Below are 26,938 nucleotides of genomic sequence, written 5' to 3' on the forward strand. Positions count from 1 at the left end.
CTCAGCTCGCGGATTCCCGCGCTGCCTTCTCGGCCTGCGCGGCCTTGACCCGACCCTCGTTGATCTCGGCCATCGCTTCCGGGATTTCACCGGCGGTGAACTTGTCGCGGCCGGTGGGCAGTCCGCCGAAGGCGTAGGTCTCGTCGAATAGCGGGGCGTCCGACGGCGTGCGGCGCGCCTCGACCTTCTCGATGGCCGGGGCGAGCCGGACGGCCTTGTCGGCCACGTGCTTTGCATCGCGTTCGATGAACTCCGGCAGGATCTCCTTACCCATGATCTCGATGGATTCCATGGTGCCCTCGTGGCTGCGCGGGTTCATCAGCAAGATGATCTCGTCGACGCCGGAGGCCTCGTAGCTGCGCAGGAACTCCCGCACGGTGTCGGGGCTGCCGATGGCGCCGCGGCCCGGGCCGTAGGCCAGCGTCGGGTCCTCAGCGACGGCCTGCTGGTAGCGCTCCCACACCTTGGTGCGGCCCGGCGTGTGCATGCCGGTCAGGTAGTAGTGCATGATGCCGAACGAGAAGAACCCGCCGCCGATGCCGAGGCGCCGCAGCGCCTCCTCGTCGGTCTTGGCGACCATCATCGACAAGTCACCGCCGATCGCCAGGATATTGGGGTTGATGGCCGGGGTGACCGGGGCCCCGGTGGCCTCGAACTCGTCGTAGTAGCCCTTGACCCGGTCGGCCAGGGCCTCCGGGCCGGTGTAGGCGAAACTCAGTGCGCCGATGGCCTTGCTCGCGGCCATCTGTACCGACGCCGGCCGTGTGCAGGCCACCCACACCGGCGGGTGCGGCTTCTGCAGCGGCTTGGGGATCACGTTGCGGGCCGGCATTTCGACGTGCTCGCCCTTGAAGCCGGAGAACGGTTCCTCCACCATGCAGCGGATGGAGACCTCCAGGGCCTCCTCCCACTGGGCGCGCTTGTCGGCGGGGTCGATGTTGAAACCGCCGAGTTCGGCGACCGAGGAGCCCTCGCCGGTGCCGTATTCGACGCGCCCGTTGGACAGGTGGTCCAGGGTGGCTACCCGCTCGGCGATGCGGGCGGGGTGGTTGATCGGCGGCGGCAGGTGCATGACGCCGAAGCCGAGCCGGATGTCCTTGGTGCGCTGGCTGGCGGCGGCCAGGAACATCTCCGGTGCGGTGGAGTGGCAGTACTCCTCCAGGAAGTGGTGCTCGGTCAGCCACACCGTGGAGAAGCCGGCCTTGTCGGCGGCCTCCACCTCGTCGAGGCCGTCCTGGAACAGCTTGTGCTCGTCGTCGGAGCCCCACGGCCGCGGCAGTGGGAATTCGTAGAACAGCGAAATCTTCATCGGGTCATCTCCTTGTTGGTGCTTGGCCGGTTCAGGGCAATGGGTCGTAGGGAATGAGGCGTTGGGCGATATCCACGGCGGCGAGGTAGCCGAAGGTCATGGCGGGTCCGATGGTGGCGCCCGCGCCGGCGTAGCTGCGGCCCATCACCGGGGCCGAGGCGTTGCCGACGGCGTAGAGGCCGTCGATCACGGTGTCGTCTTCGCGCAGCACCCGGGCCGCCGCGTCGGTGCGCAGTCCGCCGGAGGTGCCCAGATCCCCCAGGATGATCTGGAACGCCAGATAGGGCGGCTTGCCCAGCGGGTGCAGGTTCGGGTTGGGCAGCGTCGGATCGCCGTAGTAGTTGTCATACGCACTGTCGCCGCGGTCGAAGTCGTCGTCGTGTCCGGCGCGCGCGAGTTCGTTGAAGCGGTCCGCGGTGCGGCGCAGTTGCTCCGGTGGCACGCCGATGGCGACGGCCAACTCCTCGAAACCATCGGCCTGCTTGACGATTCCGGAATCCAGCCACGCCTGGGGCACCTTGCGGCCGGTGGGCACCGGTGCGAATGGGATCTTCGGGATGGGCAGGTGCCCGCCGACGACGTAGCGGTGGAAGGAGTCGATGTCGGTGATCAGCCAGCACGGGATGTGCTCGATGCCACCGCGCTGTCCCTCGATCATGGCGTGCGCGAAGTCCATGTAGGGCGCGGCCTCGTTGATGAAGCGTTTCCCGGCGCCGTTGACGATGAACTGGGCGGGCATCATCCGCTCGTTGAGCATGAACTGCAGCCGGCCGTCGGGCCAGCACATGGCCGGGAACCACCAGGCCTCGTCCATCAGATCGGTGGCTGCGCCGACCTTTTCGCCCGCGACGATGCCGTCACCGAGTGATGCTGGGTTGCCGAAGCTCCAGTCGTGCCCTCCGCCGGCGACCTCGGCGACGCGGTCCAGGACCGGCAGTTCCCGGCGCCGCCAGGCCATGTCGTGGTCGAATCCGCCGGAGGCGATGATCACCCCGCCGCGGGCTCCGATGCGCTGGTCGCCGCCGTCGCACTGCACCACCGCGCCGATCACCCTGCCGTCGGCATCGGTGATCAGCTCGGTCATCGGCGAGTTCAGCCACAGCGGCACACCGCGTTCGGCCAGTGCCAGGCGCAGCCGGGCGGCCAGTGACTGGCCGATGGCGGCCATCCGCTCGCCGAGCACCCGGGCCCGGACCATCCGCCAGATCAGTTTGATCAGCACCGCCTTGCCGCGCCAGTTCTGCCGGACCTGGTAGAACAGCCGAAGGTCCTTGGGGCCGAACCAGATACCACGCGGGGCGAGTGCCAGCGGTGCCAGCAGCTCCGATTCCATCGGGCCGAGGTCGCGCAGGTCCATCGCGTCGACGTTGATGGTGCTGCCCAGCGCCGAGCCGCCGGGCAGCTCCGGGTAGTAGTCCGCGTAGCCGGGCTTCCAGACGAATGCCAGCCAGTCGCTGCGGTTCTCCAGGAACTCCATCATCCTCGGTGCGGCGTCGACGTAGGCGCGCAGCCGTTCATCGTCGACCAGTCCGTCGGTGATCTGTTTGAGGTAGCCGAATGTCTCGTCGGGGTCCGGGGTGTATCCGGCCGCCCGCTGCGACGGTGCGCCCGGGACCCAGATGCCGCCGCCGGACAGTGCGGTGGATCCGCCGAAGTGCGCGGCCTTCTCCACCATCAGGGTGTCCAGGCCGGCCGAGTCGGCGGCCAGCGCGGCGGTCATGCCACCGCCTCCGCTGCCGATGACCAGCACGTCGACAACCATGTCGAAGTTCATGCCTTGTCTCCTACGCCGTCTCCTGCGCGCTCCGGTCCTCGCTGCGCTCCTCGCTCGTTCCTCGCTGCGGTGCTCGCTGCGATCCTCACGCACACTCGACTGCGGGTGGTCACACGGGCACCGCCGTTCGGATGGCAAAGCCCGCGATGAGTTCGGGGGCGGGTCGGTAGTAGTGGTTGCCGGTGCGGTAGGGCCCGGCGGTGGCCAGCGCGGCGAACGCCGCCACCCAGGTGCGCACCTCGTGAGCGGAATTGCCCGCTTCGGCGGCGATCCGGTCATTGGTCCAGCCGTCGAAGGCGGCGAGGTTGCCGGTGTCCAGCAGGTCCAGCAGGGCGGCGTCCCAGTCCGGGTTCAGCGGCCGGCACGATCCGGCACCCGCGGCGAATTCCGCGGCGGCGGCCACCACCTGTTGCTGGCGGGCGGTGCGGCCCTCGGGCCCCATCGGTTCGCCGTCGACGATGCGGGCCCGCGCGGCCGCCGGGGCGGAGGCCAGGGTGGGCACCGGTGGGTCGTGCGACAGACCCCCGGAGGCCAGCAGCAGCACCCGCCGATCCAGCCCGGCGAGGAACCCGCCGATCGCCGCCCCGAGTGCGCGAGAGCGGGCGATGGGTCCCAGCGGGATGGCCACCGAATTGATGAACACTGGGATGACGGGCACCGATGCGGCGTCGCCGAACAGCGCCTGCAGCGGTTGGGTGGTGCCGTGGTCGACGTCGATGCCGGCCGAGATCGCCACGTCCACACCGGCGTCGAGCACCGCGGCGGCGCAATCCAGGGCGATGTCCGCGGGGACGGCCAGCGGCCCGGCGTGGCTGCCGTAGTCGCCGACGCCGGAGGCGGCGGTGCCGATGCAGAACGGCGGCATCAGCTTGTAGAAGAACCCGTTGTAATGGTCCGGCGAAAACGCCACCACCAGTTCGGGATCGAAGGCGGTGACGAAGTCGCGCGCCGCACCGATCGCGGCGCCGATGTCATCGAGCAGCTCAGCCGACGGGCCCGGCAGGTTCAGCAGCGGGCTGTGCGACATTGCGCACAGGGCGAGTTGGGGCGGCAATCCGATCACCACCTTCGGCGCCGTCGATCAGAGCCAGCGTGGCGAACAGCCGAGCGGAGTGTTCCGGCGCCAACTGCGCGATGCAGGCTGCTGCGATGCACCGGTCCGGGCGCAGGAACAGCACCGATTCGGCCCGGGTATCGAAGAATTTCTTGAGCGCACCGGTGCGGTCACCGATGACGATCACCTCGCCGGGGTCCACGGCGCCATCGGGGTCCCAGTGCAGTTGGGTGTTGGGCCGCAGGGCGGCGAACGTGGCTCCGGCTGCGCGCCAGCGGGCGAACTCCCCGGGCCCGAGGATCGATTCGGGGTCGTTGTTCCAGCACAGCACGGCGAATCCGGAGCCCAGGACGTCGTCGAGCCGCACGCCGGTGGCGGTGCGGGTGTCGACGGTCGGCTGGATGAACAGCGTGCCGACCACCGAGTCCGGTGCCGGCGGATTGCTGTTGTGCAGCACCGCACCCGCGTCATAGCGCGGCATCGGCTTGAATCGCATCTCCAGCACGTAGCGGCGCAGCGCCGGCAGGATCGCCGCGGCGCGGATCAGTCCGTCGCGCAGTCGGGCGACGGTGCGGTTGGTCGGCGAGATGACCCGGCCGACCATGGTGGACAGGTCGATCATCGCGCGGGCGTGCTTGCGGCGCTCGACGTCGTAGCTGTCCAACAGCCGGTCTTCGGCGCGGCCGTTGACCACGGCGGCCAGTTTCCACCCGAGGTTGAACGCATCGCGGATGCCACTGTTGTAGCCCTGGCCCTGCCAGACCGGCATCAGGTGCGCGGCGTCGCCGGCCAGCAGCAGCCGACCGTGCCGGAACGATCCGGCGATGCGGGAGTGGTGGGTGTAGAGGCGGTGTCGGATGATATCGACACGGTCGGGATGCGGGACGAAGGTGGACAGCAGCCGGGTGACGAACGCCGGGTCACAGGCCTGCTCGTCGGTCTCGTCGGCGTGGATCATGAACTCGAAGCGCCGGATTCCGTGCGCGATCGAGATCGACGCGTACGGCCGGTCGGGGTCGGCCCCGACCTCGCTGTTGGGGTGCCCGAGCGGGTCGTTGGCGACGTCGATGACCAGCCAGCGGGTCGAGGACGTGGTGCCCTCGAAGCTGACGCCCATCAGGTGCCGGGTGGTGCTGCGGCCGCCGTCGCAGCCCACCAGGTAGGCCGCGCGCAGGGCGGTCCCGTCCGCCAGGGTGACGGTGACGCCGTCGGCGTCTTGGGCGGCCGCCGACATCCGGGATCCCCAGCGCACCCTCACCTGGTCGAATCGGTCCAGGCCGCGGCACAGTTCGGCGTCGACCAGCGGCTGGACGAACCCGTTGCGCTTGGGCCAGCCGAAGCGGGCGTCCGGCGGTGCCATCTCCACCAGCAGTTTTCGGTTGGAGTCGGTGAATCGCAGGATCTGGTTGGGCACGGTGTGTGGGAGCACCGCGTCGATCAGGCCGATGGACTGGAAGGCGCGCATCGATTCGTCGTCGAGACCCACCCCGCGCGGGTAGTCGATGAGGGCGTCGCGTTCCTCCAGGATCACCGTGCGAACACCCTGTGCGCCAAGAATATTGGCCAGCGTCAGACCGACCGGGCCGGCGCCGACGATGACGACGTCCACCTGTTCTGTCGTGACGGGCAGCGACATCCCTCAGCGCCCCAGCAGGAAGTCGATGTGCAGCCGGTTGAATGCGTCCGGGTCTTCGTACTGCGGCCAGTGTCCGCAGTCGGGCATCACCACGAACTTCGCGCCGGGGATCATCTCCGAGATGCGCCGGCCCTCGCTGACGTCGGCGGTCGGGTCGTCGGAGGTCCACAGCACCAGTGTCGGTGCGGTGATGGAGCCGTATTCCTTGGGGCCCAACAGGTTGCGCGCTCGGATGACGGGATCCTGCAGTGCCATGATGTCGCTCATCGCGGCGACGAATCCGGGCTGTTGGTAGACGTGCCGGCGGCTGGCGACGATGTCGTCGTAGTCCTTGGTCTTGTCGGCCATCAGCCATTTGATCCGGGCGGATACGGTCTCCCAGGACGGGTCCTCGGCGGCGGCCATCGATAGCGTGATGATCCGCTTCATCACCTCGGGGTCGGCCTGGGAGCCGCCGGCGGTGTTGAGCACCAGCCGGACGATCCGATCGGGGTGGTCGACGGCGGCGCGGGCCGCCACCCAGCCGCCGAGGGATTCCCCGGACAGGTAGACCCGATCGGCGCCGATGGTGTCGAAGAATGTCGTCAGGTGGTCGACGTAGTGCGAAACCTCAAGTGGGTGACCGGGCTTGTCGGTGTAGCCGTGGCCGAGCATGTCGATGGACCAGGTGCTGAAGTGTTCCGAATGCGCCGCGAGGTTGCGTACGTAGGCCTCGGCGTGGCCGCCGCTGCCGTGCAGCAGCACCAGGGCGGGCAGGGCCGGGTCACCGGCCTGCAGGTAGCGGGTGCGCACGCCGCCGACGTCGAGGTAGCCCTGGGAGAACGAAACGCCCTGCAGATCGCTCCAGATGCTCTCGAACTCGGCCACGGGACCCCTTTCTACATGCGATAATACCGTTCTCACTTATTGATAACACAGATCTCTTTTTCAGAATCGAGATTGTGCTAAAATCGCACATATATGTGCAATATATATAGAGCATTGCTTCCGCGGTGACGACTGTCAAGGGTGGACGGGATCCACAGGAGCGAAACGGCGCACCGGGCTCACAGACCCTGGCCCGCGGCCTGTCCGCATTGCAGGCGGTCGCCGACGCCCGGGACGGGCTGAGCATCCAGCAGGTCGCCGATCAGATCGGCGTGCACCGCACCATCGCCTACCGACTGCTGGCGACCCTGGCGCAGTTCGGCCTGGTCACCAAGGGTGAGGATGGCCGCTACCGGCCCGGCGCCGGGCTTGCGGTGCTCGGCGCCTCGTTCGACAACAACGTGCGCCAGCTGTGCCTGCCGACCCTGCGCGAGCTAGCCGACGAACTCGGCGCCACGGTGTCTCTGCTGGTGGCCGAGGGTGATCAGCAGGTGGCGATCGCCGTCATCGTGCCCACCCACGTCCCCTACCGGCTGTCCTTTCATGAGGGCAGCCGATACGGGCTCGACCGCGGCGCCGCCGGCGTCGCACTGCTGGCCGGGATGCCCGCGCGCCCCGGTGAGCGCGACCTGGTGACCGCGACCCGCGAGCGCGGCTGGGTGATCACCCACGGCGAGATCGAACCGAATACCTACGGCCTGGCGGTGCCGGTCCCGCGCGACCGGCCCGCCCCGCCGACCTGTATCAACCTCATCTCCCACCGCGAGGACGTCCTGATTCGCGGCCGCAAGGCGGTTCAGGCCGCCGCACACACCTTGGCCGGCATCCTGGCCGGCCCACAGCACAGTTGACGAAGGGAACACCGTGAGTGCCAACACCGAGATCGCCTGGGACCGCCAGACCGACGTCGTCGTCCTGGGCACCGGCGGCGCCGGCCTGACCGCGGCCCTGGCCGCATCCGTCGCCGGAGCCGAGGTCGAGGTCTTCGAGCGTGCGGAGACCGTCGGCGGAACCACCGCCGTCTCCGGGGGCATCGCCTGGATCCCCGCGCACAACCGCAGCCCGGACGGTGAGCTGAGCGTCGCCGACGCGATGGCCTACCTGCGGGCCCAGTCCTTCGGTGCCATGGACGACGAGCTGGTGGAGACTTTCGTGCGCACCGGCCCGGTCATGCTGGACTTCGTCGAGGCCAACAGCGACGTGCGGTTCGAGATCGCCACCGGGTTCCCCGACTACAAGCCGGAGCTGCCCGGCGGCCGACCCGGCGGCGGCCGGTCGCTGGGCCCGGCACCGTATGACCTGGAGCGGGTTCCGGAATTCAAGGACCGGATCACGTCGTTCCCGGCGGACTTCTCCAATGTCGGGATTGACGCCGAGACCCGGGCGCGGTTGCACGCCGACATCGGCGCCGACGCCGACCTGGTGGTGGCCGGCGCGGCGTTGATCGGTGGTCTGCTGCGCGGCGTGCTCGACCGCGGCGTCACCGTGCAGACCGGCGCCCGGGGCATCGAGCTGCTGACCGAGGGCGGCCAGATCGTCGGGGTGCGGGTCGCCGTCGGCGACGACGTCGTGACCGTGCGCGCGCGCCGCGGCGTGGTGCTGGCCAACGGGGGGTTCGAATGGGACCCCCGGCTGGTCGAGGCATTCCTGCGCGGGCCCATGCACGGCCCGGTGTCACCGCCGGCCAACACCGGCGACGCGCTGCGAATGGCCATGGCGCACGGCGCGGACCTGGCGAACATGGGTGAGGCGTGGTGGGTGCCGGTGATCCAGATTCCCGGCGACACCATCGACGGCCACCAGCGCAGTCGCAGCGTCCGATTGGAGCGCACCCGGCCGCGCAGCATCATCGTCAACACCGCCGGCAAGCGGTTCGTCAACGAGGCCAGCGACTACAACTCGATGTCCGGGGCGTTCCAGTACCTGCACCCGCGCGAGGGCTACGTCAACGACCCGTCCTGGATCGTGTTCGACGCCGGCCACCTGAAAAAGTACGGCTTCCTCGGTGTGGAACCCGGCGGTGCGCCACTGGACTGGTTCAACGAATCGGCCGATCTGGGCGAACTGGCCGCCAAAATGGGCGTCGACGCCGACGGGCTGGCTGCCACGGTTGCCGCGTGGAACGCCGAGACTACCGGTGAGGATCCGCGCGATCCGGAGTTCGGCCGGGGCGCCAGCGCCTACGACGGGTACTGGGGTGACCCCGAGGCGCCCACGCCGGCCGGTCAGACCCTCGGGCCGCTGGACACCCCGCCGTACTACGCGGTTCCGGTGGCGATCGGGGCGATGGGCACCAAGGGCGGACCGCGCACCGACGGCGACGGGCGGGTGCGCCACGTCACCGGACCGGTCATCCCCGGCCTGTACGCGGCGGGTAATGCGATGGCCGGGGTGACCGGCCGCGCCTACGGCGGTGCCGGCGGAACCATCGGCCCCGCCATGGTTTTCGGCTTCCGGGCCGGCCATCACGCGGCGACGGGAACCCCGGCCGCCACCGTGTGACCCACGCCCGGGTCACCCCGGATGGGCATCCCCGGCGCGGTTCGGCGCTACCCTCACTGTCATGGCGTCATCGGACGGGTCGACCCGCGAGAGCAAGCGGCTGGCGACCCGGGAACGGTTGCTGGGTGCGGCAATCGCCGAGTTCAAGCGTTCCGGGATGGCCGATGCCGATGTCGCGGCGATCGTTTCGGCGGCGGGCGTCGCGCACGGCACGTTCTTCTTCCACTTCCCCACCAAGGAACACGTGCTGCTGGAGTTGGAGCAGCGCGAGGAGGACCGGATCGCCCGGGCCTACGACCGGTTCCTGGCCAAGCCGCACACCCTGGAGGCCGCGCTGCGCGAGGCGCTGCGCCTGGTGCTCGGGCTGGAACGCCGGCTCGGCAACCCGCTGTTCAAGGACTTTCTGGCGCTGCACTTTTCGCAGACCCGGCCGCCGGCCACCGACGACCAGACCCATCCGGTGATCGCCGGGGTGGCCGGCGAGATCGAGGCGGCTCAGCGGCGTGGTGAGGTCGATGCCGCGGTCACGCCGTGGAACAGCGCGGTGTTCTACCTGCTGGGTTTCTACGCGCTGCTGATCACCACCAACGACTGGCCGATCCGCGACGCCCTGCTGGAGGACTTCGTCGCGCGCACGCTGCACGGCCTGCAGGCCTGTTCGGTCAGCGTCAAACCCTGACCGACTCGATCCGACACCCAACTCGTCCGGTGTGCTTGCGCGCCGACTTTCAATGACTATAGTCAGTCAAATGTTCGCCGGACGCGCCCCCGGGGCGCCGCTGTCACCGTCGGCGTCCACCGGCGCGGCCGTGTTCGGCACAGCCGAACACGACGAGGCCTCGCGGCTCGCGCAGCGCCGGGCGGACCAGTGGATGATCGGCGGCTCGCTGCTGATCGGCAGCGCCGTACTGGGGATCTTCGGGCTGCCGCTGTTCCTGCGCGGCATGTGGCTGCAACGGCGAGCCCAGCGCGCGGGTCTCGCCGTACGGCCGATGATCGTCACCCTGCTCGGCTACCTGGTCATCATCGACGCCGCGATCAACGCGATGGGCTGGGCGCTGGACCTGGTCGGCAACCACAGCCTGCTGGCCCGGGTGCTGCTGACCGGCTGGGGAAACATGTTCGACGCCGGGTACTTCTGGCACTTCAACGAACTGTGGGTGGGCGGGGCCGCCGGACCCGGCGAGAAGTCCTGGGAGGCCGCCCTCATCCTCACCGTCTTCACCATGCGAATCGCGGCGGCCATCGGGTTCCTGCAGATGAAGCGGTGGGGCCAACAGTGGATGATCGTCACCTGCTGGATGGGCGTGGTCATCTGGTGCGGCTACGTGTTCAACATGACCATGTACGCCGACGTCCGCTACGCCGGCGTCATCTTCCCCGTCATCGGCTGGTGGCTCTACGACATCTTCTACATCACCCCCTTCCTCGCCATCCCCTACCTGCACACCGTCAACCGCGAAATCTTCACCGACTGACCCCCACTTACTGACTCCTGTCAGCGTCGCCAGTTCGCTGCCGGCGCACCCCACCACCGAGGAGGACCGATGTTCTGGGAAATCTGCCGCTATCTCGCGGCCTGGGGCGGAACGGCCCTGATCATCTGGTTCTGGTACTGGATGTTCTCCTCCATCGGCACGTTCTGAGCCGCCCGTGCCCGACAACGACGCGTCCTTCCTGGAACGCAGCGCCGCCCTGACGGCCGTCGCGCTGAGCGACGGCCGTCGCGACGGCGTGCGGCTGATCACCGGGGAACAGCGGAGTTTCGGTCTCAACGCGGCATTGAGTCTGGTCCAGGTGCCGTACCCGCCCGCCGGAGCGGGCTGGACCCGCCGGTCGGTCACCGCCGGGGTGGCGCTGCAGTGCTCACCGTCCAAGGACGCGGTGGTGGGATTCCGGCTGGGCGAACTGTCCGCCCGGGAGCTACGCGCCCTGACCCTGGTGGAAGCCCGGGTGGCGCTCGGCTGGATCGGTGGCCGCTGGCCCGGCCTGGTCGGCGAGATCGCGCGCCTGCTACCGGAGTTGACCGCGGCCGAGCCCGAGATGACCGGCCAGGAGATGCTGCGCCGCGCCGTCGAGCTGGCCCGCGAGCCCGGCACCCTGGTCGTCGACCCGCTGCTGGGTTGCCTACCCGTGGCGCACACCGCCCCCGCCGGTTTCACCGAGGCGCTGCGCCGCCGGTTCGGCAGGCTGCCGTGGACCAGCAACCAGAAGCGGTTGCCCCGGCCGTATTCGGTGCCGGTCGGCGGTGACGGCGGGGTCCGCAATCCCAACCTGCCGCCGCCGAGCCGGCCGCAGGACGACGAGCTCGACGCCACCCCCGCGCACCGGCCCGGTATCCCCTACCCGGAGTGGAACGCGTGGACGAACTCTTTCCTGCGCGACCACGTCGCCGTGCTGGAATACCCGCGGCCACCGCACATCCGCCCGGAGACCCCGGCCTCGGCGGATCTGCGCGCCTGGTTCACCGAGCACACCCACCGCGCCATGGTCGATCACCGCGACGACGGCTCCGACCTCGACGTGGCCGCCTACGTCGAGCACCGCATCGACCTCGCCTCGGGGGAGGCCATGGAGCCGCGGGTGTTCCGCGAGCTGCTGCCGAGTCGCCGGGACGTCACCACCGCGCTGCTGCTCGACGGCAGCTCGTCGCTCGGGGTGCACGGCGGCCGGATCTTCGCCCTCGAACTGGCCTGCGCCGACGCGCTGTCCCGGGCGATGTCCGCGGCCCGCGAGCGGCACGGCATCTTCGTCTTCACCGGCAACACCCGGCACCGGGTGGAAGTCCAGTGCCTGAAAGACTTCGAGGACCGCCGGTTCGTCCCGCCGAGCGCGGCCGGCCTGGTCACCGGCGGCTACACCCGCCTGGGTGCACCGCTACGGCACCTCACTCGCCGCCTGCTCGACCAGCCGTCGCAGCGGCGGCTGCTGATCGTCATCGGCGACGGGCTGATCTCCGACGAGGGATACGAGGGCCGCTACGCGTGGGCCGATGCCGCGCATGCGGTGGACGAGGCCCACGACGCCGGGGTGTCGGTCTACTACGTCGGCGTCGGGCCGACCCGGGTCGATCCGCTGCCCGAGGTGTTCGGACCCCGTCGGTCACAACGCATCCGCCGGGTCGAGGAACTGCCCCGGGTGCTCGCCCACGTGCACCGCGAACTGGTCGCCGTCTGAACGCCCGCCACACCACCAAGGAGATCCGTGAACACCCAGAACTACCTGGCCGGCGGCAACGAAGTCCGGCTGTTCGAGCAGGCGCAGGGACGCCGGCTGCCGGTGATGCTGACCGGGCCCACCGGCTGCGGGAAGACCCGCCTGGTCGAGCACATGGGTTCGCTGCTGGGGCTCCCGGTGGTCACCATCAGCTGCCACGACGACCTGACCAGCTCGGACCTGGTGGGCCGGTTCATGGTCACCGGCGGCGACGTGGTGTGGACCGACGGGCCGCTGACCCGCGCGGTCAAGGCCGGTGCCATCTGTTATCTCGACGAGGTGGTGGAGTCCCGCCACGATTCGCTGGCGATCCTGCATTCGCTGACCGACCACCGGCGCACGCTCTACCTGGACCGGGCCGGCGAGGAGGTGAAAGCACCGGAGAGCTTCATGCTGGTGTGTTCCTACAACCCGGCCTACCGCAGCTCCCTCAAGGAGCTCAAACCGTCGTTCCGGCAGCGGTTCGTGACGGTGCCGATGGGCTATCTGCCGCCCGAGGGCGAGGCGGAGGTGATCGTCGCCGAGACCGGTGTCGACGCCGATGTCGCGGCGCGCCTGGTCGGCTGCGCGACGGCGATCCGCAACTCCGATGCGGCGTTCCATTTCGAGCCGCCGTCGACCCGGGTGCTGGTGACCGCCGCCGATCTGATCGTCGCCGGCGCGACCGAGCACGAGGCCGTCGAGGCTGCGGTGCTGGCGCCGCTGAGCACCGACGGCGCGATCAACGAGGGCCTGCGCGAAATCGCCGCGGCGTGCCTGATGTCCGACGAAAGGGAGATCCGATGAATGAGCAGGATCGAAAGCGCAAGCACGCGTTGATCGTTCTGCAGCTGGTGGTCTACGGCTATCTGGCGATCATGTTCGGCATCCAGCTGTACATGTCGTTCGCCCGCGGCTGGTGGGACCTGTGAGCTCCCCCGCGCCCCTGGCCACGGTGGGCGCCGACGAGCACGACGAGGCCTCCCGGCTCGCCCAGCGCCGCGCCGACAAGTGGATGATCGCCGGCGCCCTGGGCATGGGCATGTGGATCCCGGGGCTGATCGGCTTCCCGATCTTCATGCGCGGGGTGTGGCTGCAGCGTCAGGCCCAGCGCGCCGGACTGTCGGTGCGCCCGATGATCGTCACCCTGATCGGCTATCTGGTGCTGATCGACGGTGCGCTCAACAGCCTGGGCTGGGCGCTGGACCTGGTGGCCAATCACACCCTGATCAACCGGGTGCTGATGGTGGGCTGGGGCAACATGTTCGACGCCGGCTACTTCTGGCACTACAACGAGTTGTGGATCGGCGGCTCGGCCGGGCCCGGCGAGAAGAGCTATGTGGCCGGGCTGATCCTCACGGTCTTCGCCATGCGCTGCGCGGCGGCCATCGGGTTCCTGCAGATGAAGCGGTGGGGCCAACAGTGGATGATCGTCACCTGCTGGATGGGAGTGGTCATCTGGTGCGCCTATGTGTTCAACATGACCATGTACGCCGACGTCCGCTACGCCGGCGTCATCTTCCCCGTCATCGGCTGGTGGCTCTACGACATCTTCTACATCACCCCCTTCCTCGCCATCCCCTACCTGCACACCGTCAACCGCGAAATCTTCACCGACTGAACGGAGTTCACCATGACGACAACACCGGTCGGGTCCGCCAGCGGCGATTCTTCCGACACCGACGCCACGCTGCCACCGGGCACCGCCCCGTACTACGCGCGCATGCACCGCTGGATCCAACGCGCGGTGCTGGTGTGCCTGGTCGCCCTGGTCATCGAGGGCGGCTTCACCCTGCCGTTCATGGCGGTCTACTACGGCTATCCCACGCTGAGTCTCACCGAGATCTGCAGCGAGCTGCTCAAGGTCCGCTATTCCAACGACGAGTTGGAGTGCCAATATCCGTACCCGCCGTTCGGGCCGCCCGAGGGTGCCGCGGGCAAGGCCACCGCCCAGGACGACTGGGGCATCCAGCCGGTGCCCAAGTACCACCGGCTGGGTTTCCGCGAGCTGGTGCGGATCCACGAGGAAAGGATCCAGAAGCAGCAGGCCGACGGGAAGTAGGCGTCGGGTTCAGTCGAGGGTGGACCTATCGTCGGCGGCGGGCCTCGTGCTCGCAGAACTACACTGCTCGCCGAACCCGCCGGCGACCATCTGGCGAACCTTGTACTTCTGCACCTTGCCGCTGGCGGTGCGCGGGAAGTCGCCGACCGCCACCAGTTGCTCGGGCCACTTCTGCCGAGCCATCCCGACGGACTCGAAATGCGCACGCACATCCTCGATTCCGGGCAGGTCGTGACCGGCGAGCATGCGCAGCACGGCGGTCGCGTGCTCGCCGTAGCGTGGGTCGGGGGTGGCGACGACCACCGCCTCCGCGATGCCCGGCATCCCCAGCAGGGCCTCCTCGACCTCGACGGCGCTGATGTTCTCACCGCCGCGGATGATGACGTCGGACAAACGGTCAGTGATGGTGAGGTAGCCGTCGTCGTCGAAGACCCCGACGTCGCCGGTGTGGTACCAGCCGTCGGAGTCGAATGCCCGGGCGGTCAGCGCGTCGTCGGTGTAGCCCAGGCACAGATCGGGCCCGCGGGAACAGATCTCACCGTCGGGGGCCAGCCGGATCTCCACACCGGAGAGGGCGCAGCCGTCGGTGTAGAGCCGCTTGTCGGCCGGCGCGTCCCACCGCGACCCGGTGATCGACGGGTGCTCGGTGCTGCCGTAGGACCGGAAGACGTTGATGCCCAGGCCATCCAGCCGCTCGGTGACCGCGACCGGCACCGTCGATCCGCCCAGCCCGACCGTCTGCACGCCGGCCAGATGCTCGGTGGTGAAGTCGGGATGCTCCAGCAGGCTGGTGACGAAGTACGGCGGCCCGCCGCCGATGGCCAGATCGTCGCTTTTCATCAGGGCCAGCGCCAGCCCGGGATCCCAGACGTCGGTCAGGTTGATCGGCGCGCCGGACAGCACCGGCATCAGCAACGCTCCGACCATGCCGATGAAATGCCCGACCGGGGTGGCGGTCAACAGCTTTCCGGGCTTGTCCCGGTTCTGCCCGACCAGCTGATGGGTTTCGTGCACCAGCGAACGGTGGCTGTGGATCACACCTTTGGGCACGCTGGTGGTGCCCGAGGTGTAGGCGATCAGCGTCGGAGCCGCGGGGTCGACGGCCGCCACCCCGGCCATCGGCTCCTCTGCCAGCAGCTCGTCGAAGTCCCGGCCGACCACGCCGACGATCGGCACGTCGGCGCAGATGTCCGGCTCGAACGTCATCCGCCCGAACGATTCCGCGGTGATGAACACCTTCGGTCGGGCGTCGCCCAGGATGTGGCTGAGTTCTTTGCGTCCGTAGAAATGCACGATCGGCACCACGACGGCGCCCAGCAGCGCCGAGGCCCAGAAGGTGGCCGCCGCCTCCATCCAGTTGGGCAGCTGCATGGCCACCACGTCACCGGGTCCGACGCCCCGGTCGCGCAAACCGGCGGCCAGCCGGCGCGCGGAGGCCTCGACATCGGTGAACGTCCCGCTGTACGGCCGCACCGCCGAGTGCACCCGGAACTGCGCGTCGGGGGCTGCCGCGAGGCCTCGGGCCAGCAGGTCGCCAAGGGTGTCGGCGGTCCACCAGCCCTCGTCGTAGTACCGCTGAACCAGCTCGGCCGGGATCGTTCGCATGCTCGGTCACACCTCCGTTCTCAAGTGAGGATATTATTCTCCGATGACGAGAATGCCAATCTCATCCACGTGCCGTACAGATCCCGGTTCCGGCGTGCCGGGGCCCGTTCTCGTTCTATAGTCAGCCGAGCAATCCCGGCGGTGTGGAGGACGCAGTGAAATCGGTAGTAATGGGGGCGGCGGTGGCCACGGCGATGGCCTCGATCGCGCTGGCACCCCCGGCGTCGGCCATGGAGTACGGGAACTACAACCTGATCATCCCGGACCGCCGCGACTTCCACACCTGGATCCTGTCGGCGACCATGCCGTGCCGCGACGGGAACAACCAGAAGATCTGGACCTGCATCGATGCCATGCTGGTACCGCAGCCGGTGGCCAAGGCGGTCTACTCCCACTCCAAGATCCAGATAGACGGCAGCACCTACAGCATGACCGTCGACGATCCATTCGGACTGCGCTGCGGCGACATCTACTACGGCCCGACGGTGCCCACCCACGACGTCTACACCTGGGACGGCAACACCCGCGCCGGCCAGATGGTCTCGACCTTCGACGAGGGCTGCGACGGCGCCCCTGGCGGCAGTCTGACTTACCCGTTCACCCTGGAGAGGATGTGAGGATGCGCGGGACGTTCGGTCGAACCCTGTTGGCGGCGCTGCTGTTCGGTGGGGCCTGCCTGACCGCCGTCCCGGCGCTGGCCGACGACGACGATCCGCCGGCCGCCGACGACGCCCCGCCGCCCCCGCCGGCGCACACGGTGAAGTACACGGTCACCTCGGACAACCCGGTCTGGTCCTACATCTACTACCGGGACATTGAGCCGGCGGTGTTCTCCGACTACAGCCACAACCCCTACCAGTTCACCCCGCGCGCCGACGTCGATCTGGGACCCGGCAAGCCATGGGTGTTGGAGACCCGGCTCAACGACCCCAACACCTGGGCGATGGTGACCGTGCAGAGCGGCGAGGACGTGTCCTTTCCGCCGAACACCACCTTCCGCTGCGAGCTGGCCATCGACGGCGTGGTGGTGAAGAAGAACAGCGGCCCCAAGGGCGCTGTCTGCTCCGTGCGCAACTGGTACTGAACCACAGCAGGTAGCACGCGAATGGGGACCGGCCACAAGCCGATCCCCATTCGATAGACGTGCTCAGAATCGCTCAGGTGTCGCCACGCACCCAGACGGTCTTACCGTCGATGGCCTGGCAGTACAAGAACAGACCGTCCGGCGCCTGGGCGACGGAGAACTCGTTCCCCAGGCAGGTGCTGCCGAGGTCCCGGATGCCCAGCATCGGTGGTGAGCGGAACCAGCGCGGCTCGTACCGGCGCGGCGAGCCGCAGAAAACCAAGCGGCCCTCGTTGATCGACGGCCCGGCCACTGCGGTCCCGAAAACGTAATAGGTGGTGTTGTCGCAATTGCTGCCCAGCACCACCCCGGGGGTGATACCCGGAGTGCAGAACGCATCATTGCAATGCTCGGGGCCGGCACCGGCCGCCGGTGCGGTCAGCAGTCCGGCGGCTAACATCGACACGCCGATCGATATCGCATACGGGGCGCCGGCCCCCTCGGTCACACGCACGTCCACCACTTTCGCACAGCATGAGAATACCGTTATCGGTTTCTGCGAAGATCGACAGTGGCAGAACATATCCAGGAGGTCGCCATGCCGGAAGTCCCCCCCGCCGACGACGCGTCGCGCGAGCCGGACGCCGAGCAGCCCGCCGGTCTCAGCGCTCGCGAAGAAGCCGAGCGCGCAGCCACCGAGGCGGCCGAGCGGGCCCGGGCCGCCCGCGAGCGTGCCGAGGCGTTGCGCCGACTAGCCGAACAGACGCTGGCCGCCGCCGAACGCCGCGGTGGCGGACCGTTACTGGACCCCGAAACCGCGGCCGCCGCACCGGCCGCCGAGCGTCGCCGGCTGCCCTGGCGGCCGGTGGCCGCCGGATTCGCCGCCCTGGCCGTGACCGGACTGACGGCCGCAGCGGGAGCCATGTTCTGGACCCATCGCGTCGCCGATACCCGCGCGCAGCGGGTCGCCGAGTACACCGCTATCGCGCGCCAGGGCGTCATCAACCTGATGTCGCTGGACTACAACGACGCCAAGGGCAGCGTAGCGCGCATCCTGGACAGTTCCACCGGTCGACTGCACGACCAGTACGCCGAACATGCCGACGCCCTGGCGGAGAATCTGCAGAAGTCCAAAATCGTCACCGTGGTGACCATCGGCGTGGTGGCGGTGGAAACACTGTCGCCAGATTCCGCAGTGGTACTGGTGTCCACCAAGTCACAGGCCACCAACGTCAAGGACGGCCGCCTGGAGCCGGAGGACTTCCGCATCGCGGTCACGCTGCAGCGCGACGGCGGCCAGATGAAGATCGCCGACCTGGATTTCATCTGAACCCGCCGCCGGGAATCAACCCATTGCCCGTCGGCAGTCCCCGAGCCAATGTTATTCTGCGACTTTGCGAATAGAATTCTCTCTCGCACGGAGGTGTATGGACATGCCGGCCAGCAGAACCGCTTCCGCCGCCACCCTGGCGGCGGTGGCGCTGACCGCCGGGCTGTTGACCGCCGCACCCGCCGGCGCCGAACCAAACGGCATTAACGGCCGCTTCGCCGTCAACTCCAACGGCGAATTCGCCAAGATCAACGAGCGCTACGAAAACCAGCCCAGCGAGCGCGAAGACTGGACCGTCAGCACCCAGTGTTCGGCGCCGAGCATGTGCACCGGCACCGTCGTCAGCACCGCGGGCTGGACCGCGCCGATCTACACCATCAACGGACTGTGGCTGGTCAAGCGGGCAATTCCGAACTGGCGGTACTGCGAAGACGGGGTGCCGATCGACGGACTCAAGACGTACAAGATCTACCCCGTGGCCCGCGACGGTAGCTATGACGCCTTCTATTCCAGCGGGGAGTTCGCAGGTGAGAACTACACGCTGGGCCCGAGCGGAGCCTGCGGCCGCAACCAGCCGACCGCCATCCGGATGCCGTTCTACATGCGCAAGATCTAGTTCCGTCCCGCGGAATCGAGAATGGCCGACCCTCAGGGTCGGCCATTCTCGTTGTGTCACCGGGCCGGCGGGCCCGACACGATCAGGTCGGCATGAGATCCTGCCAGGACTTCGGCTGGGCGACCAGGTTGGCCTGCTGGTAGAGCTGACGATCCGAGCCCATGTACTCGCCGTTACGCGGGTCGTACTGGGCCACCCGCACCGACGGTCCCGACGGGGCGGCACCGTTATAGGCCGACGGTGCAACGTAGGGCGCGCCCTCCCCCATCATCGGAACCTGTTGTACCGGACCGATTCCGGGCACCGTCGGCAACTCGGTGTTCTTGGGCATTTCGGTCGGCGGCAGCGGCGCGGTACCCGGGTTCGCGTCCGGGGGCAGGCCTGGCGTCGTGCCCGCCGGCGGCTCGAGAAACGTCGGCTGACCCGGCAGCATCGGGCCGGGGCCCATACCGGGGAACCGGGCAGGTGGCTGCGGCTCCGGCTGGGCGCCCTGTGGCCGGTCGGTCATCCCGGCCGGCAGCGGCGTACCCTCCACCGGCCCATAGATATTCGAGTCCGGTGTCGCGCGCGAGTCCACCGGGACGCCCTGTGAGATCAGGTTGGGGTCCAGGGGGTAGGGCCCGAGAATGTGCGGACGTTGCGCCAGCGGCTGGAAGCCCTGCGGGTCGTCGCAGAGCTCGACCGTCGGCGCCCGCTTGCCGGGATGCTCCATGCACGGGTAGTTGCGCGCTCCGCGGACCGCGATCGGGGAATCCTGCGGCAGCTTGCAGTACAGATTGTCCGGGGTGTCCATCTCGGAGGTGTCCTCCGGGCTGCGCCAGGCCGACGGCGGCAGGAAGCCCACGGTGCACGGCTGCGGATCACCGATGCCCAGCGAGAAGTCACCGTTGGGCACACCGGCGGGGTTGTTGACCATCATCCCGTAGGTCTGATACTGCGAGACGTACGCCGGCAGCAGCACCAGCAGCTGTTCCAGCGAGGCATGGTAGGCGACGCCGATCTGGCCGATGGTGCTCAGGTTCGCCAGCAGCACCGGAAGCGTCGGTTTGATCTGGTTCAGCAGGCTGCCGGTCTCCTGGGCGAATCCCGGGCCGTTGCGCAGCAGTCCCCGGACGTCGCCGTCGTTCTTGGCGACCTGCCCGGTGATGCCGGCCAGGCTGCGGCTCCACACCCGCATCGAGTCGGTGGTCTGCGCCTGGGCCGCCAGGAACGGCACCGAATCATCAACCAGCGCACGGGTCTTGTCCGAGATTCGGTTCGCCTCGCCGGTGATCTTCGACGCCGAGTCCAGCATCGAGGCGAAGTCGTAGCCGGTCCCGTTGAACGCCTGGTAGGTCTCGTCGAGCAGCTGGCTGAGCTTGTCCTTGGGAATGGTGTCGACCAGCGCGCTGAGCTTGTCGAGCATCGGCCCAACCGGCTGCGGAATGCTCACCCGCTCCCGGGGGATCACCGAACCGCTGGTGAGGTAGGGCCCGGAGTTGGTGTTGGGCAACAGATCCACGTACTGCTCACCCACCGCCGACATGCTTTTGACCTCGGCCTGCAGATCCGCCGGCACCTTGGGCGAGCGGTCCAGCGACAGCGTTGCCTTCGCCCCGGTGTCGGTCAGGTCCACCGCGGTGACCTTGCCGATCTGCACGCCGCGGTAGGTGACGTTGCTGAACTGGTACAGCCCACCGGTTTCCGGCAGATCCATGGTGACCGTCACCCGGCCGATACCCAACAGTGTCGGCAGTTGCATGTAGGTGAACAGCATGACGGCCACACCCACCATCGAGGCGATGGTGAACAGGATCAGCTGAGTCCTGACGAAACGAGTGAGCATCAGCCACCATTCCCGTACGGTCCGGCAAAGATCGAGTCACCGGTCGCCGGAGTGGCGGTCGGCACCAGTCCGCCGAGCACCGGCGCCCCCGGAACCACCGGCAGCAACGGCCCGGTACTGGCCATCGTCTGCGCCTGCGCCGGTGCCACCTCGGCCGCGCCACCCGTCGTCGCCGACGTGGGATTCGCCGGCGTGGAATTGGGCGGAAGCGGTGTTACCCCGGTTCGCAGCGGATCGTAGGTGTAGTTCAGGAAGGCCGGATCACCGATCGTCGGCACATGACCGGTGGCCTGGTCCTCCCAACGGGTGCCCAGCATCATGCTGCGCTTGAACCGCGGAACCGAGAAGTCGAAAACCGCGTACAAGTTCATGAAGTCGCCGCGGATCGCCCGGTCGATGAAGCTCTGGGTGAACGGGAAATGGCCGATGTACTCCACAATCTGCGGCAGTTCCGGTCCGACGTTGGCCAGTGCGTCCAGTGCGGGGACCAGGTTCGACAGGTTGCGGACCAGATCGGCTTGGGACTCCGCGGCGAACTGATGCGTGGTCTGGCCGAAGGTGCCGAGCTTCTGCAATGCGGTGACGAACTGCGGCCGTTCCTTGATCAGCACGTCCAGGGCCGGCGGGATCTTCACCAGCGCCTGGGAGATCACGTCACGCTGACCGGCGAAGGTGGACGCCAACTTGTCCAGCGACCGGATGGAGCTGACCAGGTTGTTGCTCTGGGCGTCCATCACGCCGACGAAATCATCGAGGCGGGTGAGCAACTGCCGGAACTCACCTTCGCGGCCGTTCATCGCGACGCTGAAGTTGTGGATCACGTCGCCGATCTGCCCCAGTCCACCGCCGTTGACCACCGTCGCCAGTGACGACAGCGTCCGCTCGGTGGTCGGATAGGTCGAGGAGTTGTTCAGCTCGATGGTCGCGCCGGGTGCCAGCGCCCCGGACGCCGGCTGGCCCAGCGGGGTGTTCAGCGCCAGGTGCATGGACCCCAGCAGGCTGGTCTGGCCCACGCTGGCAACGACATTGGCCGGCACCGCGATGTCCGGCTTGACCGAGAACTCGACATCGGCGTGCCAGTTCTTCACGCTCATCTTACGGACGCTGCCGACCACCACGTCGTTGAGCATCACCGGCGAATTCGGTTCCAGCGTCGCGACATTGCCGATTTCAACGTGGTACACCAGCGCATCGGGACCGCGGCCCACCGCGCCGGGCAGCGGCAGCGAGTTGACCCCCTGGAATGCACAGCCGCTGGTGCTCACCGCGACGATGCTGCCCGCCGCGATGGCCAGCCGCGTGCGGTTCATGGCACCCCTTTTCACGGACTTGGCGTTCACTGGCCACCGCCCGGGTTGAGCAGCGCCGGAACCGAATTCGGCTGGGAATAGACCGACGCCGGCACATTGGGCGGAGAGTACGGGCCGCCCGGTAGCTGCTGCGCGATTCCCGGCGGCGCTTCACCCGGCGCCCGGCCGGTGAACGGCGCCGGACCCGGTGCCACCCCGTCGTAGGCGGAGACCGTCAGCGGCTGCTCGGGCGGCGTCGGGCTGCCACCACCGCTGCCGGGCGCCAAACCGGGCTCGGAGTAGACGATGTTCTCCGGGCTGGCCGACGGCATCAGGAACGGGGCGATCGGGAACGGCAGCGTGTTGAAGTTCGCCAACCGCAGTGCGGGCCCGAGGTACTGCGCACAGAGCTTCGCGGATTCGGGTCCGGTGACATTCGATACCGCCCCGACTGCACCGCAGATGAACTGCAGCGGACTGGCCATGTTGTTGAAGACGAACTGCCCCACCGCACTGCCGGTGTCGGGGTTGTAGATGTTGTAGGCGTTGATGAAGGCATTTGGCGCGATGTGCAGAATGTTCTTCAGGTTCATCTGGTTGTCCACCAGGTTCTGAGTGACATTGCTCAGCCGCTGCACCTGTTCCACGGTCTTGTCCCGGGTACCGGAGACGAACCGCTGCACCTCGACGGTGGCCGCCGACAGGTTGACCAGCGCCGAATCCAGATCGCTGCGGCTGCCGTCGACCAGGCTGGTCAGGGTGGCCAGCCGGTTCTGGAACGACATCACCTGCTGATCACTGTCACGCAGCGCGGTGACGAACAGCTGCAGGTTGGTGATGATGTCGACGATATTGCCGCTGCCCTCGGCCAGCACCCGGGAGACCCCGGATAGCTGCTTGATGGTCTCGTTCAGCTTGGGGCCGTTGCCCTCCAAGGCGTTGGCCGCGCTCTCGATGACCCGCGAGACCGAGGTGCCCTCCACCCCGCTGCGCGGTCCCAACTCGGTGGCCATCCGCATCAACTGGGTCTTCACCTTGTCCCATTCCACCGGAACGGCGGTGCGGTCCTTGGGGATTTCGGTGCCGTCGGCCATGGTCGGCCCGTCGCCGCGATAGGCCGGGGCCAGCTGCACGAACCGGGCGGCCACCAGGTTCTGCGCGACAATAACCGCCTTGGCCTCCTCCGGCACCGGCACCTTGCGGTCGACCTTGAGGGTCAGCCGGGCTTGCGTGCCCTCCGGGGTGATCGAGTCGATGGTGCCGACCTTCACCCCGGACACCCGGACCTCGTCACCGGGGTAGATACCGCTGGCGGATTCGAAGATCGCGGTGAACGTCCGCGGCGCGAAGAACAGCCGATTGACCAGGAAGCCGCCGCCCACGACCAGTGCGATGACCAGCGCCAGCGCACCGAGATTCTTCCAACGCTTGTTCATCAGCGCGATCCTCCCGGAATCCCGTTGTAGGGCAGGGGAAGCTCGGCTCGCGGCCCGGCATTGTCGGCCGGCTGGCCGGCGTTCACGCCGCGGCGGAAGCCGAACGCGTAGTCCAGGAACGGCTGTGTCGCCACCTCCGGCAGCGCCAGGTTGGGCACGAAGGCGTTGTAGTACGGGCCGTTGGCCAGGGTTTCACCCTGGGCCAGCATGTATTTCTTCAGGTCCGGCAGCATCTTCGAGATGTTGTCCCGGTTCTTCTCCAGAATCGCGGTCACCGAGTTCATCCGGGCCAGCGTCGGCGCCAGCTGCTCCTCGTTGTCGGCGACCAGCCCGCGCAATTGCTGGGCCACCACGGAGGTGTTGGTGATCAGGCTGACGATCGCCTGACGCCGGTCATCGAGCACGGTGATCAGATCGTTGGCGTTGAGGATCAGTGTGTTGAGCTGCGCGGACCGCTCACCGAGCACCTTGGTGACGGTGGCGGCGCTCTTGAGCAGTGACGCCAGGTTCTCGTTGCGCCCGTTGATCGACTTGGACAGCCGGCTCAGCCCGTCGAAGGTCGGCCCGAGCTTCGGGGCGATCTCGTCCAGGGTTGCCGAGAGAGTGTCCAGCGACTGGTTGAGCTTGGCGGTGTCGGTGCCCGCGGTATTGGTGGTGAGATCGCCGATGGCGTCGGTGAGCGAGTACGGCGAGGACGTCCGCGAGGTCGGAATGACGTCGGTGGGGCGCAGCGTGCCGCTGCCGTCGGATTCCAGTGTCAGCACCCGCTCGCCGAGCAGCGATCCGGTGCGGATGTGCGCGGTGGTCAGCGATCCCAGCGGATAGCGGCCCTCGGTGGTGAAGCTGACCAGGGCGTCACCGTTTTCCAGTGACACGCCCGTCACGGAGCCGATCTTCATGCCGGACAGCGTCACGTCGTTGCCGACGGCGAGACCGCCGGCCTCGGTGAACAGCGCCTGGCGCTGCACCGAGGTGGCCCACTGCAGCAGTCGCTCCGGCTGCAGCCCGACCGCGATGATCAGCAGGATCACCACGGTGCCGAGGATGCCGGCCCGGATCAGGTTGGATTCGCGGTATTTACGCATCAGATGTCAGCGCACCTTCCACCTTCTTGCTTCACCCAGGGGAAGACGGCGGTTCGGCCCTGCAGGTCGGTGACACGGGCGGTCAGACCGCAGAGGTAGTAGGCGATCCAGCTGCCGTAGGAACCGAGCCGGGCCAGCTTGTGGTAGTTGCCCGGGCTGCGCGCCAGGCCGGCGTCCAGGGTCGCCTTGCCGTTGTCGAGCAGGGTGGCGGTCCGGTTGAGTTGCGTGATGGTGGCCGCCAGCGGACCGCGGGCCTCGGACAGCAGGCTGGCGATCGACGCGGTGCCGTTGTCCAGTTGAGTGACCGCGTCGCCGATGGTGTCGCGGTCCTGGGCCAAGCCGGTGACCAGTTTTTCCAGCCGGTCGATGGCGCCGGAGAACTTGTCGCCGTCGCGCGACAGCGTGCCCACCACGGTGTTGAGGTTGTCGATCAGCGACTGGATGACGTCGTTGTTGTCCGCCAGGTTGTTCGAGAACGACGACGTGCGACTCAGCAGGGACGTCATGGTGTCGCCCTGGCCCTGCAGGATGTCGACCAGCGCTCGGGATAGCGCGTTGACGTCCTCGGGGTTCAGTCCCTGCACCACCGGTTTCAGGCCGCCCAGCAACAGGTCCAGATCCAGTGCGCCCGAGGTGCGTTCCTTGGGGATCTGCGAGCCCGCGGGTGCCAGTTGGGTGTCGGCGCTGGGTGCGTCGATGAGCTCCAGGTAGCGGTCGCCGACCAGGTTGAGGTAGCGCACGGCGGCCTTGGTGCCGGTGGTCAGCCGGATGTCGCGGTCGGCGTCGAACTTGACCAGCACGCTGCGATCGTCCTGCAGGGACACCCCGTTCACGGTGCCCACCCGCACGCCGGCCACCCGGACGGAGTCGCCGGACTTGAGCCGGGACGCGTTCTCCAGCACGGCGGTGTACTTGTTCACCGACCCGGTGCGGTATTCGGCGAATGCCATGAACAGCGCAACGGTGGCCACCACCATGACGGTCGCGAAAACCCCGAACTTGACCAGGGTGCTTCTGGCGCGGGTCATCCCGGTTGTCCGATCTGTGCGGTGTTGCGCGGCGGTCCGTCCAGCGGTCCGAACAACAGCTGCTTGAGGCCGTCGGAGTTCAGTACCACGCCCTGGTTGCCGTACTGCCACGGGTTCGAGTTGGTGTCGGTGACCAGGAACTTCGCCTTGTTGCCGTAACCGATGTAGGGCAGGCCCATGCACTTCGGCCCGCCCTTGGCGGCCACCTTGGGCAGGTTCGCCGGATACCGGTAGCGGTCGATGTGCATGGTGAAGTTGACGGCGACCAGCGCGCCCGGGTCCATCTGCGGCGCCTGATCCATCATGTTCTGCATGCCCTGCAGCGAGCACTGCAAAGCGGGCGCGTATTCGTTGAGCAGATCGGTGGTGGGCACCAGCAGGTTCAGCGTCTTGCTCAGCGCGGGCCGGTTGCTGCCGATGACGTCGTTACCGGTGTCGGCCAGGCCGGTCAGGCTGACCAGGAAGGTGTCCAGGTTCTTCTGCTCGTCGACGATGCTGGAGCTGATGGTGGTGGTGTTGCGCACGGTCTCCAGCAGCGCCGGCGCGGAATCGGCGTAGGCCGCCGACACCGGCGCCATCAGCTCCATCACCTTGCCCATGTTGTCCAGGCTCGGCTCCAGGGTGCCCAGCAGCGCGTTGAGGTCGGTGACGGTCTTACCGAACTGCTCACCGCGGCCGCCGAACGCCTCCGACATCGCGCCCAGGGTCTGGTTCAACTTGACCGGGTCGATCTTGTCGAGCACCGAGACCAGTTGCTGGAACACGGTATTCATCTCGACGGTGACGTGCTCGGCGTCCAGGGTCTGGCCGGGCTGCAGGGTGCCCGAGGCCACGTCCGGCGCATTCAGCTGCACGTACTTGGCGCCGAACACCGTCGTCGCGGCGATCTCGGCGCGCACGTTCCCCGGGATCAGGTGCATCTGGGCGGGATTCATCGCCAGGCGCAGTTCGGCCGTGCCGTCGGGCAGCGACTCGATCGACTCGACCTTGCCGACCTGCACGCCACGCATCTTGACCTTGGCGTCGGTGTTCATCACCAGGCCGGCCCGCTTGGCCTTGATGGTGACCGGGACGGTCTTGGTGAAGCTGCCGTTGAACAGGCCAATCGCTACGGCGAAGACGAGAATCAGGGCCAGCACCGCGACCAGACCGACCAGCGGGCGCACATAGCCCGGGACGTGACGCCGTTTGGTGGGCGCGCGGCGGGGCGCGTTCGCGCCCAACTCGGTCACGGGCGGTCCCGGTTGCGTCGTCACTGCAGT

At 68.1% G+C, this 26,938-nt stretch carries 26 protein-coding genes; 13 read left to right on the plus strand and 13 right to left on the minus strand.

What is annotated here, in order from left to right:
• Position 1: 1 nt before the first annotated feature.
• From G6N16_RS17490 to G6N16_RS17510, 5 genes are all read right to left on the minus strand, one after another.
• Positions 2–1,309, minus strand: a complete 1,308-nt coding sequence (locus G6N16_RS17490) for an LLM class flavin-dependent oxidoreductase (RefSeq protein ID WP_083033284.1) — start codon at positions 1,307–1,309, stop codon at positions 2–4.
• 31 nt (positions 1,310–1,340) lie between these two features.
• Positions 1,341–3,083, minus strand: coding sequence for an FAD-binding protein (locus G6N16_RS17495; RefSeq protein WP_083033282.1), 1,743 nt, complete (start codon positions 3,081–3,083; stop codon positions 1,341–1,343).
• Positions 3,084–3,192: 109 nt separating this feature from the next.
• Positions 3,193–4,110 (minus strand): 3-carboxyethylcatechol 2,3-dioxygenase, encoded by a 918-nt coding sequence (locus G6N16_RS17500; protein WP_083033281.1) that lies wholly within the window; start codon positions 4,108–4,110, stop codon positions 3,193–3,195.
• Positions 4,067–5,773: a bifunctional 3-(3-hydroxy-phenyl)propionate/3-hydroxycinnamic acid hydroxylase gene (locus tag G6N16_RS17505; RefSeq protein ID WP_083033279.1), complete on the minus strand. Its 1,707-nt coding sequence runs from the start codon at positions 5,771–5,773 to the stop codon at positions 4,067–4,069. The genes G6N16_RS17500 and G6N16_RS17505 overlap by 44 nt, the downstream gene beginning before the upstream one ends.
• A 3-nt stretch (positions 5,774–5,776) precedes the next feature.
• Positions 5,777–6,640, minus strand: coding sequence for an alpha/beta fold hydrolase (locus G6N16_RS17510; RefSeq protein ID WP_083033278.1), 864 nt, complete (start codon positions 6,638–6,640; stop codon positions 5,777–5,779).
• Positions 6,641–6,765: 125 nt separating this feature from the next.
• On the opposite strand from G6N16_RS17510, the gene G6N16_RS17515 reads away from it, so the two are divergent.
• The 9 genes from G6N16_RS17515 (at position 6,766) to G6N16_RS17550 (ending at position 14,399) form a co-directional block, all read left to right on the plus strand.
• Complete coding sequence (locus G6N16_RS17515) at positions 6,766–7,491, plus strand: IclR family transcriptional regulator (RefSeq protein WP_083033276.1); 726 nt, start codon at positions 6,766–6,768, stop codon at positions 7,489–7,491.
• A gap of 13 nt (positions 7,492–7,504) precedes the next feature.
• Positions 7,505–9,142, plus strand: a complete 1,638-nt coding sequence (locus G6N16_RS17520; RefSeq protein WP_407663668.1) for an FAD-dependent oxidoreductase — start codon at positions 7,505–7,507, stop codon at positions 9,140–9,142.
• Between the two features lie 61 nt (positions 9,143–9,203).
• The gene (locus G6N16_RS17525) at positions 9,204–9,821 is read left to right on the plus strand and encodes a TetR/AcrR family transcriptional regulator (protein ID WP_083033275.1); all 618 of its coding nucleotides are present in this window, start codon (positions 9,204–9,206) and stop codon (positions 9,819–9,821) included.
• Between the two features lie 193 nt (positions 9,822–10,014).
• On the plus strand, positions 10,015–10,620 hold the full coding sequence (locus G6N16_RS17530; RefSeq protein WP_110810962.1) for a hypothetical protein: 606 nt from the start codon (positions 10,015–10,017) through the stop codon (positions 10,618–10,620).
• 175 nt (positions 10,621–10,795) lie between these two features.
• The gene (locus G6N16_RS17535; RefSeq protein WP_083033273.1) at positions 10,796–12,319 is read left to right on the plus strand and encodes a nitric oxide reductase activation protein NorD; all 1,524 of its coding nucleotides are present in this window, start codon (positions 10,796–10,798) and stop codon (positions 12,317–12,319) included.
• 27 nt (positions 12,320–12,346) lie between these two features.
• The gene (locus G6N16_RS17540) at positions 12,347–13,144 is read left to right on the plus strand and encodes a CbbQ/NirQ/NorQ/GpvN family protein (protein ID WP_083033272.1); all 798 of its coding nucleotides are present in this window, start codon (positions 12,347–12,349) and stop codon (positions 13,142–13,144) included.
• Positions 13,141–13,269 (plus strand): hypothetical protein, encoded by a 129-nt coding sequence (locus G6N16_RS21980; protein WP_264025119.1) that lies wholly within the window; start codon positions 13,141–13,143, stop codon positions 13,267–13,269. Before G6N16_RS17540 ends, G6N16_RS21980 begins: the two co-directional genes overlap by 4 nt.
• 83 nt (positions 13,270–13,352) lie before the next feature.
• Positions 13,353–13,958 carry a hypothetical protein gene (locus G6N16_RS17545; RefSeq protein WP_234806011.1) on the plus strand — a complete coding sequence of 202 codons (606 nt, stop codon included), beginning with the start codon at positions 13,353–13,355 and terminating at the stop codon, positions 13,956–13,958.
• A 12-nt stretch (positions 13,959–13,970) separates the two neighbouring features.
• On the plus strand, positions 13,971–14,399 hold the full coding sequence (locus G6N16_RS17550; RefSeq protein WP_083033269.1) for a hypothetical protein: 429 nt from the start codon (positions 13,971–13,973) through the stop codon (positions 14,397–14,399).
• 9 nt (positions 14,400–14,408) lie between these two features.
• Here G6N16_RS17550 and G6N16_RS17555 read toward each other — a convergent pair whose 3' ends face one another.
• Entirely contained in the window at positions 14,409–16,004 is a 1,596-nt protein-coding gene (locus G6N16_RS17555; RefSeq protein WP_083033267.1) for an AMP-binding protein, read from the minus strand.
• A 155-nt stretch (positions 16,005–16,159) separates the two neighbouring features.
• Between G6N16_RS17555 and G6N16_RS17560 the strand changes: the two genes are divergently transcribed.
• Together G6N16_RS17560 and G6N16_RS17565 are read left to right on the plus strand one after the other, a co-directional pair.
• Entirely contained in the window at positions 16,160–16,621 is a 462-nt protein-coding gene (locus tag G6N16_RS17560; RefSeq protein ID WP_083033288.1) for a hypothetical protein, read from the plus strand.
• Positions 16,622–16,623: 2 nt separating this feature from the next.
• The gene (locus tag G6N16_RS17565) at positions 16,624–17,088 is read left to right on the plus strand and encodes an Rv2576c family protein (protein ID WP_083033266.1); all 465 of its coding nucleotides are present in this window, start codon (positions 16,624–16,626) and stop codon (positions 17,086–17,088) included.
• A 73-nt stretch (positions 17,089–17,161) separates the two neighbouring features.
• On the opposite strand, the gene G6N16_RS17570 is transcribed toward G6N16_RS17565, so the two are convergent.
• A complete protein-coding gene (locus G6N16_RS17570; protein ID WP_083033287.1) occupies positions 17,162–17,527 on the minus strand; it encodes a hypothetical protein in 366 nt (121 codons plus the stop codon).
• A gap of 138 nt (positions 17,528–17,665) precedes the next feature.
• On the opposite strand from G6N16_RS17570, the gene G6N16_RS17575 reads away from it, so the two are divergent.
• Positions 17,666–18,397, plus strand: coding sequence for an Rv1363c family protein (locus G6N16_RS17575; protein ID WP_133053002.1), 732 nt, complete (start codon positions 17,666–17,668; stop codon positions 18,395–18,397).
• 103 nt (positions 18,398–18,500) lie between these two features.
• Positions 18,501–19,013 carry an Rv2253/PknI dimerization domain-containing protein gene (locus tag G6N16_RS17580; protein ID WP_163787916.1) on the plus strand — a complete coding sequence of 171 codons (513 nt, stop codon included), beginning with the start codon at positions 18,501–18,503 and terminating at the stop codon, positions 19,011–19,013.
• 82 nt (positions 19,014–19,095) lie between these two features.
• Here the strand turns inward: G6N16_RS17580 and G6N16_RS17585 are convergent, their stop codons facing one another.
• From G6N16_RS17585 to G6N16_RS17610, 6 genes are read right to left on the minus strand one after another with little or no spacing between them, the layout of a single operon-like run.
• Positions 19,096–20,838, minus strand: a complete 1,743-nt coding sequence (locus G6N16_RS17585) for an MlaD family protein (RefSeq protein WP_083033959.1) — start codon at positions 20,836–20,838, stop codon at positions 19,096–19,098.
• Positions 20,838–22,148 carry an MCE family protein gene (locus G6N16_RS17590; protein ID WP_083033957.1) on the minus strand — a complete coding sequence of 437 codons (1,311 nt, stop codon included), beginning with the start codon at positions 22,146–22,148 and terminating at the stop codon, positions 20,838–20,840. Before G6N16_RS17590 ends, G6N16_RS17585 begins: the two co-directional genes overlap by 1 nt.
• Before the next feature lie 26 nt (positions 22,149–22,174).
• The gene (locus G6N16_RS17595; RefSeq protein ID WP_083033593.1) at positions 22,175–23,563 is read right to left on the minus strand and encodes an MCE family protein; all 1,389 of its coding nucleotides are present in this window, start codon (positions 23,561–23,563) and stop codon (positions 22,175–22,177) included.
• On the minus strand, positions 23,563–24,648 hold the full coding sequence (locus tag G6N16_RS17600) for an MCE family protein (RefSeq protein ID WP_083033591.1): 1,086 nt from the start codon (positions 24,646–24,648) through the stop codon (positions 23,563–23,565). The genes G6N16_RS17595 and G6N16_RS17600 overlap by 1 nt, the downstream gene beginning before the upstream one ends.
• Entirely contained in the window at positions 24,648–25,676 is a 1,029-nt protein-coding gene (locus G6N16_RS17605) for an MCE family protein (RefSeq protein ID WP_083033589.1), read from the minus strand. The genes G6N16_RS17600 and G6N16_RS17605 overlap by 1 nt, the downstream gene beginning before the upstream one ends.
• On the minus strand, positions 25,673–26,899 hold the full coding sequence (locus tag G6N16_RS17610) for an MCE family protein (RefSeq protein WP_234806027.1): 1,227 nt from the start codon (positions 26,897–26,899) through the stop codon (positions 25,673–25,675). The genes G6N16_RS17605 and G6N16_RS17610 overlap by 4 nt, the downstream gene beginning before the upstream one ends.
• Positions 26,900–26,938: the final 39 nt, after the last annotated feature.

It is taken from the genome of Mycolicibacterium insubricum (assembly GCF_010731615.1).
GTDB lineage: Bacteria > Actinomycetota > Actinomycetes > Mycobacteriales > Mycobacteriaceae > Mycobacterium > Mycobacterium insubricum.